This is a genomic window from Rhizobium sp. NFR07, assembly GCF_900111905.1.
GTDB lineage: Bacteria > Pseudomonadota > Alphaproteobacteria > Rhizobiales > Rhizobiaceae > Neorhizobium.
In genome coordinates this window covers 183519-198267 of the sequence record NZ_FOKM01000010.1, presented here as the reverse complement: position 1 = coordinate 198267, position 14749 = coordinate 183519, and the positions used below count along the sequence as shown (strand labels likewise).

General features: G+C 63.1%; 10 protein-coding genes. 5 read left to right on the top strand and 5 right to left on the bottom strand.

Annotated features, from left to right (window positions below; all coding sequences use genetic code 11):
- Nucleotides 1-37: 37 nt before the first annotated feature.
- A complete protein-coding gene (locus tag BM216_RS21070) occupies nucleotides 38-1456 on the bottom strand; it encodes an FAD-binding oxidoreductase (RefSeq protein WP_093001168.1) in 1419 nt (472 codons plus the stop codon).
- A 198-nt stretch (nucleotides 1457-1654) separates the two neighbouring features.
- On the opposite strand from BM216_RS21070, the gene BM216_RS21065 reads away from it, so the two are divergent.
- Nucleotides 1655-2650 carry a hypothetical protein gene (locus BM216_RS21065; protein WP_143102815.1) on the top strand — a complete coding sequence of 332 codons (996 nt, stop codon included), beginning with the start codon at nucleotides 1655-1657 and terminating at the stop codon, nucleotides 2648-2650.
- 38 nt (nucleotides 2651-2688) lie between these two features.
- Here BM216_RS21065 and BM216_RS21060 read toward each other — a convergent pair whose 3' ends face one another.
- Complete coding sequence (locus tag BM216_RS21060; protein ID WP_093001249.1) at nucleotides 2689-5844, bottom strand: efflux RND transporter permease subunit; 3156 nt, start codon at nucleotides 5842-5844, stop codon at nucleotides 2689-2691.
- A 23-nt stretch (nucleotides 5845-5867) separates the two neighbouring features.
- Nucleotides 5868-7040 carry an efflux RND transporter periplasmic adaptor subunit gene (locus tag BM216_RS21055; protein WP_093001166.1) on the bottom strand — a complete coding sequence of 391 codons (1173 nt, stop codon included), beginning with the start codon at nucleotides 7038-7040 and terminating at the stop codon, nucleotides 5868-5870.
- A gap of 240 nt (nucleotides 7041-7280) precedes the next feature.
- On the opposite strand from BM216_RS21055, the gene BM216_RS21050 reads away from it, so the two are divergent.
- Nucleotides 7281-9806, top strand: coding sequence for an ATP-dependent helicase (locus BM216_RS21050; RefSeq protein WP_093001165.1), 2526 nt, complete (start codon nucleotides 7281-7283; stop codon nucleotides 9804-9806).
- Between the two features lie 46 nt (nucleotides 9807-9852).
- Here BM216_RS21050 and BM216_RS21045 read toward each other — a convergent pair whose 3' ends face one another.
- Complete coding sequence (locus BM216_RS21045; RefSeq protein WP_210217057.1) at nucleotides 9853-10866, bottom strand: alpha/beta hydrolase fold domain-containing protein; 1014 nt, start codon at nucleotides 10864-10866, stop codon at nucleotides 9853-9855.
- A 179-nt stretch (nucleotides 10867-11045) separates the two neighbouring features.
- Here BM216_RS21045 and BM216_RS21040 point away from each other — a divergent pair, with 179 nt between their 5' ends.
- Genes BM216_RS21040 through BM216_RS21030 form a run of 3 tightly spaced genes read left to right on the top strand, consistent with a single transcriptional unit; the run spans nucleotide 11046 to nucleotide 13362 of the window.
- Complete coding sequence (locus BM216_RS21040) at nucleotides 11046-11861, top strand: helix-turn-helix domain-containing protein (protein ID WP_093001164.1); 816 nt, start codon at nucleotides 11046-11048, stop codon at nucleotides 11859-11861.
- Nucleotides 11858-12190: a putative quinol monooxygenase gene (locus BM216_RS21035; RefSeq protein WP_093001163.1), complete on the top strand. Its 333-nt coding sequence runs from the start codon at nucleotides 11858-11860 to the stop codon at nucleotides 12188-12190. Before BM216_RS21040 ends, BM216_RS21035 begins: the two co-directional genes overlap by 4 nt.
- 23 nt (nucleotides 12191-12213) lie before the next feature.
- Complete coding sequence (locus BM216_RS21030) at nucleotides 12214-13362, top strand: amidohydrolase (RefSeq protein WP_093001162.1); 1149 nt, start codon at nucleotides 12214-12216, stop codon at nucleotides 13360-13362.
- Between the two features lie 31 nt (nucleotides 13363-13393).
- Here BM216_RS21030 and BM216_RS21025 read toward each other — a convergent pair whose 3' ends face one another.
- A complete protein-coding gene (locus BM216_RS21025) occupies nucleotides 13394-14722 on the bottom strand; it encodes a tlde1 domain-containing protein (RefSeq protein WP_244530254.1) in 1329 nt (442 codons plus the stop codon).
- Nucleotides 14723-14749: the final 27 nt, after the last annotated feature.

Here is a 14749-nt window from a genome sequence, read left to right as displayed (position 1 = left end):
TCGCCTCAAGATTAGACCATCGGCGGTCCCGTTCAAGTCACGCCTTCGCCAGCCGGAAGATCTTGCCGGGATTGAATATATTATCCGGATCGAAACTGCGCTTCACGGAGCGCATGAGATCGACCGCCCCGCCAAGCTCTTCATCGAGATAGGACATCTTCCCCTGCCCCACGCCATGCTCGCCGGTGCAGGTGCCGTCCATCGCCAGCGCGCGGCGGCTCAAACGAGCGGTGAATGCCTCGACATTAGCGACCGAAGCCGGGTCCTTGTCGTCGAACAGGACGAGGACATGGAAATTGCCGTCACCCGCGTGACCGACAATCGGTGCAAGCAGGCCCGACTCGCGGATATCGGCCTGGGTCTCGGCCACGCATCCGGCAAGGCGGGAGATCGGCACGCAGACGTCTGTCGAAAGACCGTTCAGCGACGGATCGAGCGCACGGCCTGCCCAATAGGCATTGTGGCGCGCATTCCACAGCTTCGTCCGCTCCTCGGCATTGGCCGTCCACTGGAACTCATCGCCGCCGCATTCGGCAGCGATCTCGGCGAACTGCTCCGACTGGATGCGCACCGTGTCCTCGGTGCCGTGGAATTCGAGGAACAGCGTCGGCTTCTCAGGATAAGCGAGCCCGGAATAGGCATTGCAGGCCTTGATCTGCACGTCATCGAGCAGTTCGATGCGCGCCACGGGAATACCCATCTGGATGGTCATGATCACCGCATTGCAGGCGGATTCGACGTCCGGAAAGGCGCAGACACCGCCACCGATCTTCTCCGGGATACCCTGCAGCTTCAACGTCACCGAGGTGATGACACCGAGTGTCCCCTCCGCGCCGACGAACAGCCGTGTAAGGTCGTAACCTGCCGACGACTTCCTGGCCCGGCGTGCTGTGCGAACCTCTTCGCCAGCGGCCGTGACCACGGTGAGTGCCAGGACGTTATCCTTCATCGTGCCGTAGCGCACCGCATTGGTGCCGGAAGCCCGCGTCGAAGCCATGCCGCCGATCGTGGCATTGGCACCGGGATCGATCGGGAAGAACAGGCCAGTATCGCGCAATTCCCGGTTCAGCTCCTCACGGGTGATACCGGGCTCGACGGTGACATCGAGATCCTCGGGGCTGATCCGGAGAACCTTGTTCATTCGAGAGAAATCGACGGAAATGCCACCTGCCGCCGCATTAACCTGGCCCTCAAGCGAGGAGCCGACGCCGAACGGAATAAGTGGCACGCGATGCTCCGCGCAGATTTTCACCACCGACTGCACCTCTTCGCTCGTCTCGACGAAGACGACACCATCCGGCAGCTGCGCCGGCAGATAGGTGGTCGTGTGGGCATGCTGTTCGCGGAACGACTGGCCGGTCTGAAAGTAATTGCCGAACAGCTGCTTCAAGATGCCGAGGACGGTCGCAATGCCCTCCTCGTTACGGGGCTCTGCCTGGACATCCTTGACGGCCATATCGAATTCTCCTGCATGCTCTTCCGACGTGGTTAGGCGACTGCCGGACCTTTGTCCAGAACGAAGCAGGCGGAGGTCGGCAGGTCGCGGCTCTGCCGGAGCTTGTGCCATGCCGTGACAGCCCTATCTCCATCCACCTGTATTCCAAGATTGATATGACGACATCCTGTTCTGCCGCTCCAAAGGGTTTACCGCATCATGTCACTTCCTCCCCTCACCCGCCGAACTACGCTGCAATTGGGCGCCTCCGCACTGGTGGCGCTGAATGCACCGGCAAAGGCTGAGGACGCGCCGGCTGCAGGCAGCAGACCCTATTTCGTGCCTGCCGGCCGCATCGGCTTCATTGCGCCGGAAGGCATCGAGACATGGACTGAAGCCTCGCGTCTCCTGTCGGGAGATCACGGGTTCAGCGTCGATGTCTACGAGCAGTTACGCCTTGGGCCAGATGGGGATGACTATATCTGGGAGAAGGATGACCGAAGCGAGCGCGTGGAGCCATCCATCAGGCGTGACGGTTTCGAGATCCGTGAATTCCGTGATCTCCGCTATGGCGACAGCAAGGATTATTCTGCCAGATCCATCGTCTTGCGCGATGCGGACTGGATGGGTCAGGTCGAGGCCTCGACACAGAATCTCGGCCTGCCGACCTCGCCGCCCGAGGGACAGATTGCCCGCTGGCGCGAAAGGACCGAAACCCTGTTCGCTTCTATCACGATCCGGCCTCAGCCGCCGATCGTGCAGGCGCTGGCGGAAGTCGGTATCCGTCTCGACGCACCGCATCTTCATCCGCGCATAACCGGCAGGAACCTGATCCTGAGCCTTTCGTCCCCGTGCACCAATGGCGAGGCCTGGGCCGCGAACGGACCGGCAATTCGCTGTGCCTCCGTGATGACCTTGGCCACGGGCGGCGATAACGAGGAATGGGAGAAACTCATTCAGGATCAGTTCGAAATGACCAGAGAGATGGCCGGTAGTGCCGGCGTCGAGCCCCGGAGCCTCGAAGGGCCACATGTTCGCGGGGTGTTATCCGCCGAGCTCGAATTCATGGCGGGGCGCTTTTCCACGACCTTGAGCCTGTTCAGCCGGCATCGCTTTCTCGACTTTACCGGCTATTACGACGCTCGGTCGCGCGGCCCGATACTGGCCGCAATGCGCAGCATCGTCGACCGGATCGAGTTCATTAAACCCGCATGAGGGCGGCCGGAGCGGCCGCCCTCACAACGTTTCAGGCCTCACTCCGCCGCCATCAGCGGCGGTTGCTTCTTGTCGTTCGCCCCGCCCTTCTTGGCGCTTTCCAGCTCGTCGTGGAGACGCTGGGCCTCCTGGGCATGCGGTTTACCGAAGCGGGCGAGCAGGAGATAGGCGACCGGCGTGATGTAGAGCGTCACGAGCGTCGCCATGCCGAGACCGCCGACGATGACCCAGCCGAGCGCAATACGGGCTTCAGCACCCGCGCCCTGCGCCAGCACTAGCGGCACGCCACCCAGCACGGCTGCGATCATCGTCATCATGACCGGCCGCAGGCGCATGCTGCAGGCCTTCTCGATCGCCTCGCGGCAGGAGGCACCGGCATCGCGCAGATGGTTTGCGAATTCGACGATCAGAATGCCGTTCTTCGCCATCACGCCGATCAGTAGCACCAGCCCGATCTGACTGTAGACGTTGAGGCTCGACCCGGTCAGCACCAGTGCGAACACGGCACAGGCAAGACCGAGCGGCACCGTCGACATGATGATGATCGACGAGAGCACGCTCTCGAACTGCGCGGCGAGCACCAGGAAGATGATCGCAATGGCGAAGCCGAAGGTCAGCGCCATGCCGCTGGAATTCTCCTCCAGCGTCGCCGCTTCCGCGAGCGGGATGAGGCGCGTGCCCTGCGGCATGATCGGCTTTGCCAGTTCGGTCGCGACCTGCACGGCCTGGCCGAGCGAGACGCCTTCCCTGAGGTTGGCCGAAAAGGAGACGGAGGCCAGCTGCTGTTCGCGGCGAAGCGTCGGCGCGACAGCCCGCTCCTCCAGTGTCGCGACGGTCGACATCGGCACCATCCGACCATCCTTGGCCTTCAGGTAGATGTTTTCGAGATCGGTAGGATCATCGATCGGCCGCGTGGTCGACTTGAGCTTGACCGGGATCGCCTCGCCCTCGACGAAGACGTCCACGACGGAGCGACCTTCGAGCAGCGATTGGATAGACGTGCCGAGCGCATTGATGTCGATGCCCATGTCGGAGGCGCGCTCGCGGTTCACCGTAACGAAGATCTGCGCCTGGTTCGGCTCGTCGTTGAGGCGCGGCGTGTCGAACAGGTTGGTCTGCCGCAACGCTTCGACCAGTTGGATTGCCGCCTGCGTCAGCTGTTCGTGGCTGGTACCGACCAGCGCCATTTGCAGGCCATTGCCGGCGCCGCGAATTCGAAGGCTGTTCTGCTGCACCGCATTGCCTCGCAATGCAGGCACAGCGGCAACGGCGGCGTTGATATCCTTGACGATCTCCGCCTGCGTCCGCTCGCGTTCGGACCACGGTGCCAGTGTCAGCACCATAAAGCCGCTATTGGATGCGCCACCCTGCCCCGAGATGGAGAACACGTTCTGGATTTCGCCGGAATCGCGCAGCGGCTTCAATTTCTCCTCGATCAGCTGCAGCTTGTCGCGGGTATATTGCAGGCTGACACCTTCCGGTGCGGTTGCGCGCAGCATCACCATCGCACGGTCTTCCGGCGGCGTAAGCTCGCTGTGGACCTGGCCGAACGTGACATAGGCGGCTCCGCCGAGCAGCAGGCCGACGATGATGACGGCAAGCGGCGTGTTGAGGCAGGCACGCAGGCTGCTGGCATAGAGGCCGGCGAGAAACCCGCCGAAACGGCCGAGCATGCCGTGATCCTCGCGCATTGGCTTGGTCAGCATGCGCGACGCCATCATCGGGCAGAGCGTCAGCGCCGTGATCGACGACAGGCCGACGGCGAACGCGAGCACGAAACCGAATTCGCGGAACAGGCCGCCCATCTGGCCCGGCAGGAAGGAGAGCGGAATGAAGACGGCGGCAAGCGTCGCCGTGGTGGCCAGAACCGCGAAGAAAACCTCCTGGGTACCCAGCACGGCAGCCGCACGCGGCCCCATGCCTTCGGCGCGGCGGCGCACGATGTTTTCGAGAACCACGATTGCGTCGTCGACAACGAGACCGGTGGCCAGAACGATGGCGAGCAGCGTCAGGATGTTGATGGAGAAGCCCACCATGTAGATCGCCACCAGCGTGCCGATCAGCGCCACCGGGATGGTCAGCGCCGGGATGAGCGTCGCCTTCCAGTCCCGCAGGAAGAGGTAGATGACGACGACGACGATAAGGCTGGAGAGGCCGAGTGCGATCTCCACCTCATGCAGCGCGCCCTGGATGAATACGGCATCATCGCTGGTGATGGCGATGCGGGTTCCTTCCGGCAGCCCTTCCTTCAGGTTGGCGACCGCAGCCTTGACGCCTTCCGAAATGCTCAGCGTGTTCGACTGGGCCTGACGCAGCACGCCGAGGCCGACGCCGGGAACGCCGTTCGAGCGCAGCGCCGTCGTGCCGTCGTCCGGGCCGAGCATGACGGTGGCAACGTCGCGCAGGCGCACATTGTTGCCGATCAGGATATTCTCGAAATCCTCAGGCTTGGTGAGGTTTGCGGTGGCGCGGACGATGATGTCCTGCGTCGAGGATTCCAGCGATCCCGCAGGCACGTCCATGGCGGCGGTCGATAGCGCGGCGGAAAGATCGGCAATCGTCAGCCCGCGCCCTGCGAGCGCTTCCTGGTCGACATCGACGCGGAAAACCTTCTCCTGGTCGCCGTAGAGTTCGACGTCGGCAACACCATCGACGGCGGCCAGACGGTCGGAGATCTCGTTCTCGACCAGCAGCGTCAGGTCCTCCATCGACAGGGTCGTGGAGGTGACGGCAAGACGCATGATCGGCTGGCTGTCGCTATCGGCTTTGATGATGCGCGGTTCATCGGCATCGTCAGGCAGCTGATCGGTGACGCGGCCGAGCGCGTCACGCACGTCGTTCGCTGCGACGGCAAGATCGGCGGTATCGCTGAATTCGAGCGTCACGCGGCTCTGGCCGAAATCGGAGATCGAGGAGATCGACTTGAGGCCGCTGACGCGCGCGACGGCCCCTTCGATGATGTCGGTGACTTCCTGGTCCATAGTCTGGGCCGAGGCGCCGTCATAGGTGGTGCGCACGCTGATGACCGGCTGGTCGACATCCGGCAGTTCGCGCACTTCGATGCCGACCAGCGCGGCGAGACCCGCGACCACGAGAAGCGTGTTGAGAACCGCAGCGAGAACCGGGCGGCGCACGAACAGCGCCGTAAAACTCTTCTGCCCTTGGGCACCGGCACCGTTATGGCCGGAATTCATGCTGTCACCGGATCCGTTTGCACTCATCGGCTGGCAACCTCCGGCGGCTTCTCACCAGCAATGCGAACCGGGCCGTTTTCGCGAACGCGCTGCAGGCCTTCGGTGGCGACGACATCGCCTTCCTTCACATCGCCCGCGACCAGGATGGCATCGGGATTGCGCTGGATGATGCGCACGCGGCTCTTCACCGACTTCTTGTCGACGATCTGCCAGACGAAGGAACCCTTGGAATCCCACTGCACGGCCAGGGGATCGACCGAGGCATAGGTCTCGCCGGGGAAGCGCATGGTCACACCGAAGGACATGCCGGCACGCAGCATGTCTTCCTGGTTTTCGATCTTGGCGCGGATGCGGATGGTGCGGCTGGCCGGATCGACGCGGTTGTCGACGGCCTCGACAGAGCCCTGGAACACGCGGCCCGGGCGCGACGCCGAGCTCGCCTCGACCGGCATGCCGACCTTGACCTGGACGGCGAAACGTTCCGGCGCCCAGAAATCGACCAGCAGTTCGGACCGGTTGTCGAGCTGCACGACATTGCTCGACGTCGTTACGTTGTCGCCGATATTGACCGCAACGATGCCGACGATGCCGTCGATCGGAGCAACCACTGAACGGCGCTTCAACGCCAGCTCGGCATTGGTGAGCGCGAGCTGCGCCGTTTCCTTGGCGATCTGGGCGTCCAGCACTTCGAGGCGCGAGAAGCTTTTCAGCGTCGCATAGCTGTCGGCCTTTTCGCGGGCGCTGCGCAGAAGAACCTGGGCCTGATCACGCAGGATCAACTGTTCGTCATCGTCGAGCCGGACGAGGACCTGGCCTTTTTTCACCCGGTCGCCAGAAGCCACATGGATCTCGTTGATCGTGCCCGTGGCCTGCGGCATGACGATGACAGACTGGATTGCCTCGCCGCTACCGATAGCCGACAGCTGGTCGTTGACGATGCCGGTGCCGACCGGACGGGTGGCAACGAGAACCGCCTGGGCGCCGGCGTTGCCACGCGCCTGCTCCGCCTGGGCGCCGTTGCCGGACGCTACGGCGCCAGCTGGCTCCATGACCTGCGGATTGATGGCAGCCACCACATTCTCGGGCGCGCCCATGGAAACCAGCGTACGGCCGGCATCGGCCGACATGTAGACCCACAGACAGAGGCCCACGAGTAAAACGGCCACCGAAAGGAGGAGCTGATTCCAGATCCGCATGCATTTCCTCGTAATGGTTGAAAAATATCGCCGAAAGTATCCCCGTTTCAGATGCAACAAGCAATGCCCCGGGACCACACCTTACTGAATTGTAACATCACGCCATTTCACGCACATGTCAGCGTCTGGGGATAAAATTCGGGACCACCATCAATCCACCTTTCTCCTGACCCACACAAAGACAGGAATGAAAAGTGAACATGTTCTGGCCTTTCAGGCTCGAATCACTACATTGGCCGCATGAGTAACAGTTTCGACGATATTCCGTTCTTCGACGAGGAACCGGACCACGAGCCTCGCAAGCCCAAGCCGGCTGATCGCCAGCAGGTCGCCGGTGGACAGCAGGGTGGCCAGGCGGGTGGGCTGGGAATTGCCGCCCGCGCCATGGCGGCGCGCGACGGAAATCGCGCCGCGCCCGACTATCTCTCCGGCCTGAACCCTGAGCAGCGCGAAGCGGTCGAAACGCTCGATGGCCCGGTCCTCGTGCTGGCCGGCGCCGGCACCGGCAAGACCCGCGTGCTGACGACACGCATCGCCCATATCCTCGAAACCAATCGGGCCTATCCCAGCCAGATCCTCGCCGTAACCTTCACCAACAAGGCCGCACGCGAGATGAAGGAACGCATCGGCGTCCTCGTCGGCGGCGCGGTCGAAGGCATGCCCTGGCTCGGCACCTTCCACTCGATCGGCGTCAAGATCCTGCGCCGCCATGCCGAACTCGTCGGCCTGCGCTCCGACTTCACCATTCTCGACACCGATGACGTGGTGCGCCTCATCAAGCAGTTGATCCAGGCGGAAGGCCTGGACGACAAGCGCTGGCCGGCAAAGCAGTTCGCCGGCATGATCGACGGCTGGAAGAACAAGGGGCTCCTGCCCCACGACATCCCGGAGGGCGATGCCCGCGCCTTTGCCAACGGCAAGGGCCGCGAACTCTACTCCGCCTATCAGGCGCGTCTGCGGACGCTCAACGCCTGCGACTTCGGCGATCTCCTGCTGCATCCAATCGCGATCTTCCGCAAGACGCCGGACCTGCTCAAGGAATATCACCAGCGCTTCCGCTACATCCTCGTCGACGAGTATCAGGACACCAATACCGCCCAGTATATGTGGCTCCGCCTGCTCGCCCAGCGAACAAAGGACGTGCCACAGAATGTCTGCTGCGTCGGCGACGACGACCAATCGATCTATGGCTGGCGCGGCGCGGAAGTGGACAACATCCTGCGCTTCGAGAAGGATTTTCCCGGCGCCAAGGTCATCAAGCTGGAGCGCAACTACCGCTCCACCGAGCATATTCTCGGCGCCGCCGGCCATCTGATCGCCCATAACGAGGGCCGCCTCGGCAAGACGTTGTTCACCGACCGCGTCGATCCCGACGACGAGAAGGTGATCGTCCACGCGGCGTGGGATTCGGAAGAGGAAGCGCGCGCCGTCGGCGAAGAGATTGAGCGGCTGCAGCGCGGAGATGGCGACGGCAAGAAGCATGCGCTGAACGACATGGCGATCCTCGTGCGCGCCTCCTTCCAGATGCGCGAGTTCGAAGACCGTTTCGTCACGCTCGGCCTCAACTACCGCGTCATCGGCGGCCCGCGCTTTTACGAGCGGCTCGAGATCCGCGATGCGATGGCTTATTTCCGTCTCGTCTGCCAGCCGGCGGACGATCTGGCCTTCGAACGCATCGTCAACACCCCGAAGCGCGGCCTCGGCGACACGACAGTGCGCTATCTTCATGACAGCGCCCGTGCCCGCGACATCCCGATGCTGCAGGCAGCCGGCGAGATGGTCGAGACCGACGAGCTGAAGCCGAAGGCGCGCAAGGCGCTCTACGACGTCGTGCAGAGCTTCAGGAACTGGCAGGAACGGCTTGAAACCACCGAACATACCGAGCTTGCCGAACAGATCCTCGAAGAGTCGGGCTATACCGACATGTGGAAGAACGACAAGTCGGCGGAAGCGCCCGGTCGTCTCGACAACCTGAAGGAACTGATCCGCTCGATGGAAGCCTTCGAGTCCATGCGCGGCTTCCTCGAACACGTCTCGCTGGTCATGGATGCCGAGCAGAACGAGAACCTTGACGCGGTCTCGATCATGACGCTCCATTCCGCCAAGGGCCTGGAATTCGAAACCGTCTTCCTACCCGGCTGGGAAGAAGGCCTGTTCCCGCACCAGCGCGCGCTGGACGAAGGCGGCCGCTCCGGCTTGGAGGAAGAACGCCGCCTCGCCTATGTCGGCATCACCCGCGCGAAGCGTCGCTGCCACATATGGTTCGTCTCCAACCGCCGCATCCACGGTCTGTGGCAATCGACCATGCCGTCGCGCTTCCTCGACGAACTGCCGCCCAGCCATGTCGATGTCGCCGCCTCGGATTCGTCCAACAGTTACGGCGGGTATGGCGGACGCGGCGGTTACGGCCAGTCACGCTTCGATAAGGCCGATCCCTTTGCCAACACCTATTCGACGCCCGGCTGGAAACGGGCCCAGGCCAACAAGAGCGATGCCACCCGCGACAACTGGGGCAGCCGCTCCGGCCACGCAGTGGAGCGGATCGGCTATGGCGAAAGCGGCCCGCGCGGCCGCACGATCGACGGTGAGCTGGTGGCGAAGTCGGTGGCTGACACACCATCGAAATTTGCCGTCGGCGACCGCGTCTTCCACATCAAGTTCGGCAACGGCAACATCTCGGCCATCGAAGGCAACAAGCTGACGATCGAATTCGACCGTGCGGGGCAGAAGCGCGTACTGGACGGGTTCGTGGAGAAGGCCGGATAAGGCCCGGCGGGTAGATCCATTCCGGCTGACCTGGCCTAAAAGACGCCTATCGCAACCCCACCGAAGCGATAAACGCATCGACCTGCCTCGTATAGGCGCTTTGCTTGCCGAGTTCGGCATTGATCGGACCGTGCCGCAGGGCGATAGGAAGCACCTTGGTCCCTCTACCAGCCTTCGCCGCGAAAGCCTGCGCCTGCGGGCACGAATTGCTGCGCAGGCTGGAGCAGACGAGCAGCATCCTGGGGCCGTCGCCCTTTGCCTGCAGGCTTGGGGAGACCCTGGTCCAGAAAGCCGGGTCCGAACCGAAGGCATCGTCATAGAAGCCTGCGTGACGCTGCTTCATGATCTTCGTCACGTCATAGGCCGCACTGTCGAGCGCGACCGTGCCCGCCCAGGGCCTGACACCGGCCTTTTCGGCAATCGAGCGATCGGCGGAAACGAGCGCAACCAGATGCGCGCCGGCGGAATGTCCCATCAGGACGATCCTTGATGCATCTCCTCCCCAACCCGACGCCTTTCGCTGCACGCTTGCGAGTGCGGCAGCGACATCCTGCGCCTGCTCGAGAGGATTTGCCTGTGGTACCAGGCGTGTCTCGACGGAAACAAAGATGAAACCCTGCGGCAGCCAATGGGCTACCTTGTTGTCGACCACGCCGGCCGCCGACTTCGATCCCGCCTTCCAGGCGCCGCCATGCACCATGACGATGATCGGCGCATTCCTTGCCTTCGGTGGCAGATAGACATCCATTCTCTGCTCCGGCGCAGAGCCATAAGCAACGTCGCGATCGACCTTTACGCTGGAAGCAATACCGCCGCTCGGCGATCCAGAGGGCTGCCGTGCGGCCAGTGCCATAAGGCAGCCCTGGGATAGCTGGCTTTTATGATCAAGCAGGCAACCCACTATGCGTCCTCCGCCGGGAGCGGTGCCAGCGCAATAGGCGCGAAAGTCCGCCCGGCAGGCTTTGATATTTGCCTGCTGTGCGGCAACGGGCGAGACGGCCGTTACGATCAGCGCCGCGGCGAGCATCGACGCGCGGGACAAGTGGCGGAGAATATGCATGGGAATTCCAGTCGCATTCAGTTGAGAGATCGGCATCTGGCGCCCGGATTGTTGCCGGCGTGTTTCAGAACCGAAAGAGCTGAAGGTACCCTGCGGTTCCATCCATGGCGGCGACGCGCGCTGCAAACGATTACCTGCGAGGTAATCGCTTTCCGCCACTCCCCTGCTAGGATGCCTGCATGACCCAAGCCGACACAACCACTCGCGAGACGACCGGCAATGTGCTGCGCGAATGGCGCAAGCTGCGCCGCATGAGCCAGCTGGAACTTGCGCTCGACGCCGAAATCTCGACCCGTCACCTGAGCTTCGTCGAGAGCGGCCGCACCTCCCCGAGCCGGCATCTGCTGTCGACCCTCGCCGAACGCCTGTCCATGCCCCTGCGCGCCCGCAATCGCCTGTTGCTGTCGGCGGGTTACGCTCCGGTCCATTCCGAAACGAATTTCGATGGTGAAGAACTGGCGCATTTCCGAGACATGGTGCGGGCGATCCTCGTCGGCCACATGCCCTTCCCGGCAATTGCCACCGACGGGCGCTGGACGCTGCTCGAAGCGAATGATGCAGCAATGTCGCTGCTGGAAGGTATCGATCCGGCTCTGCTAACAACACCGGTCAACGTCCTGCGCCTCACCTTACATCCTGACGGCCTTGCACCGAGGATCGTCAATCTGGCCGAATGGCGGCACCATGTGTTGGAGCGGTTGCGCGCACAGATGGACAGCACCGGCGACAGCTTTCTCGCCACACTCCACGACGAACTGGCATGCTATGCTACATCTTCCTTGCTCACTGCCATAGCCGATCGCGCACATCCCCCGATCGCCGTCCCGCTGGAACTGCGAGACCTTGGTGGCGACCGCATCCTGCGCTTCCTGTCGACCACGACCGTGTTCAGCACCGCCACCAGCGTCGCACTTTCGGAACTGTCGCTGGAATGCTTTTACCCTGCCGACGACGCGACGCGAACAGCACTGACGGCAGCGAAGGATATCCCATGAGCGTGACCTATGTGATCGAATTCTCCGTCAAGGAGGCGCAACGGCAACGCTTTCTGCACCTGCTCACCGGCGTGCTGGATGCCATGCGTGAGGAGCCCATGTTCATCACCGCCACCTTGAATGCCGATCCCAACGATCAGAATCATTTCCTGCTGCACGAGACATGGGAGAGCCACGAGGACGTCATGTCGGTCCAGATCACCCGGCCATACCGCGACGAGTGGCATGCAGCCCTGCCTGATCTTCTGGTCGGCGAGCGGAAGATTTCCGTCTGGCAGCCGCTGCAGCACGATTGCCGCCGCGACGGTCATCACGTTAGGATGCCGTAGACGGAAACATTCAAGAAGCGACAATGACGAGCCTCAGCAATCACGACATTATCGAACTCACCGCCTGGCGCCGCACGCTCCATACCATGCCGGAAGTTTCCGGCGAGGAAGTGGAGACGGCAAGGGAAGTTGTACGCTTCCTGAAGGAAACCGGCCCTGACGCGATTGTCGAGAATCTGGGCGGCACGGGCGTCGCCGTCATCTATGACAGCGGCGTACCCGGCCCGAGCGTGATGATCCGCGCCGAACTCGACGCCTTGCCGATCGAGGAACTGGGCGAACCGGAATACAGATCGAAGATAGCCGGCAAGAGCCATATGTGCGGTCATGATGGCCACATGGCGACGCTTGCCGGCGTCGGCCGGGCGCTCGGTCGCGAACGGCCAAAGACCGGCCGCGCCATCCTGCTCTTCCAGCCGGCAGAGGAAAACGGTGCGGGTGCTGCCGCCGTCATCGCCGACGACAAGTTCGATGCGCTGACACCCGACTTCAGCCTGTCGCTCCACAATATGCCGGGCGTCCGCTTCGGCCATGTTTGGCTGAAGGACGGTCCGGCCAACTGCGCCTCGCGCGGCATGAAGATCGTGCTGACCGGCAAGACGGCCCATGCCGCCTATCCGGAAACCGGCACCTCTCCCGTCAGCGCCGTCGCGCAACTGATGCCGGCCTTGAATGCCCTGTCGGTCGGCACGGTATCCGAAGGCAACCTCGTGCGCGCCACCGTCACGCACGCCTCGATTGGCGAACCGACCGTCGGCGTGGCTCCGGGCCATGGCGAGATCTGGGTGACGCTGCGCACCTCAACCGACGATCAGATGGCAGCCCTCGTCGACAAGGCCGAGACCATGGCGCGCGAAGCGGCAGAGGCGAATGGACTGGTGCTGAGCGTGGATTATCAGGACGTCTTCGGCCATTGCGTCAACGACCCGGAGGCGGCGACCATCCTTCGGACAGCCATGGACGCCGAGAGCGTGACCTACGAACCCGGTGAGGGTTTTCGCGCTTCGGAGGATTTCGGCCGTTTCGGCGCGGTTTCGAAATCGGCGATGCTCTTCCTCGGAGCCGGTGAAAATCATCCGGCCCCGCACAATCCGAATTATGACTTTCCGGATGACCTGATCCCGATCGGCTCGCGCATCTTCCTGCGCGCGATCAGGAACACATTGGGCTGACGGAGCTTCAAGCTCCGTCCCCTATCATTTCTCAGGCGTCGTTATTGCCGAAAAGCTTGGCGAGGAAATTGCCGTTCGAGCCTGCGCCCGGACGCTTTCCGTCCCACTTCGGCACGATGATCATGTGGGTGATCTCGCCGCGCTGGAATGCCTTCAGGAAGCGCGGGTATTCGGCGAAGGCGACGCAGCCGTGGGAATCGCCGCGGACGCGGAGCAGGAAGCTGTGCGCCAGAAGACCGGTGCGGCCCTGCGGCGGCTTGCCGTCGACCGGCGTCAGGCGGATCGCGGCGACGCCATGGAACAGCGATTCACGCATGGAAAGCTTGTAGGTGCCCGGAGGGGTCGGGCCGCGCATCTTCACATGGGTGAATTTCGGGTTGTCGCGCATGCTGCCGATGCCGGAATGGGCTTCGAGCTTGGTGCCATTAGGCATATGCACGACGCCATTGGTGATGTCGTAGATCGCGACCTTGCTGCCGATGCCCGGCATTTTCGGCGTCGGCGAAGGCGAAACTGGCTCTTCGCGCATCGGGTTGTCCGGCTTGGCAAAGGCAAGCACGGTTGGCTTGTCGCTGTCGCTTGCCCTGCCCGGCTTCTGCGGAGCAACCGAAGCGATTGCAGCGAGAGCGTTAGGCCGGGCATCGTCGCCACGGGTTCCCGAGGCCGGCCGAAGAACCGGCATAGGGCCTGCCTGCGGCAGCGAATAATCCTGTGCGGGCGCCAGCGCGACTGTCTCTTCCTGGATCTCCGCCGTCTCTTCGTCAGCGGATGCCTCCTCGGCGGAAGGCGTTTCGAGCGAGGCCATTTCGACCGGCTTCATCTCCTTGAGCTCGGCCACCTTGGTGACTGTCTCTGCATCCTGGATCATGTCGGGCATCGCCCCATCGCCGCGCGGGGCAACCATGACGAGGCTTTCCATCGCCGAAGCGAGAACGGTACGAATCGATTCATCCGCCGGCCGGGCCTTCGCCAGAGCAGCAAACCTCTGCTCGGTCTCGGCATGCCGCGCAGCCTTGGCCATTGCGTGATGCAGCGCCTGGCGAACATCCGAACTCTGTGGGCGCAATGCGGCAAGCGCCGCCGTTTCGGCGCCTTCGAGACGGCCCTTCTTCGGCTCTGCCGGCGCGCTACCGGGAAGCCGCGAGAATTTGGAAACGTCGAGCGAGCGGACATCGCCGGCCCTTGAGAAGTGATCACCGGCGGTAACCGGCGAAAGCAGCGCCGTCTGGAACCGGACATCGTTGGCCGGCTTGACAGCTGTGGCGACAGTCACGACCGAAGCACCGAACAGCGCCGCGGCGGTCAGACCGACGCCCAGCATCATGTTCGCAAGGACTGAGCGGCCCCGCTTGCGCTTCACCGGCCGCTTCGACACCTGATTCCGTTT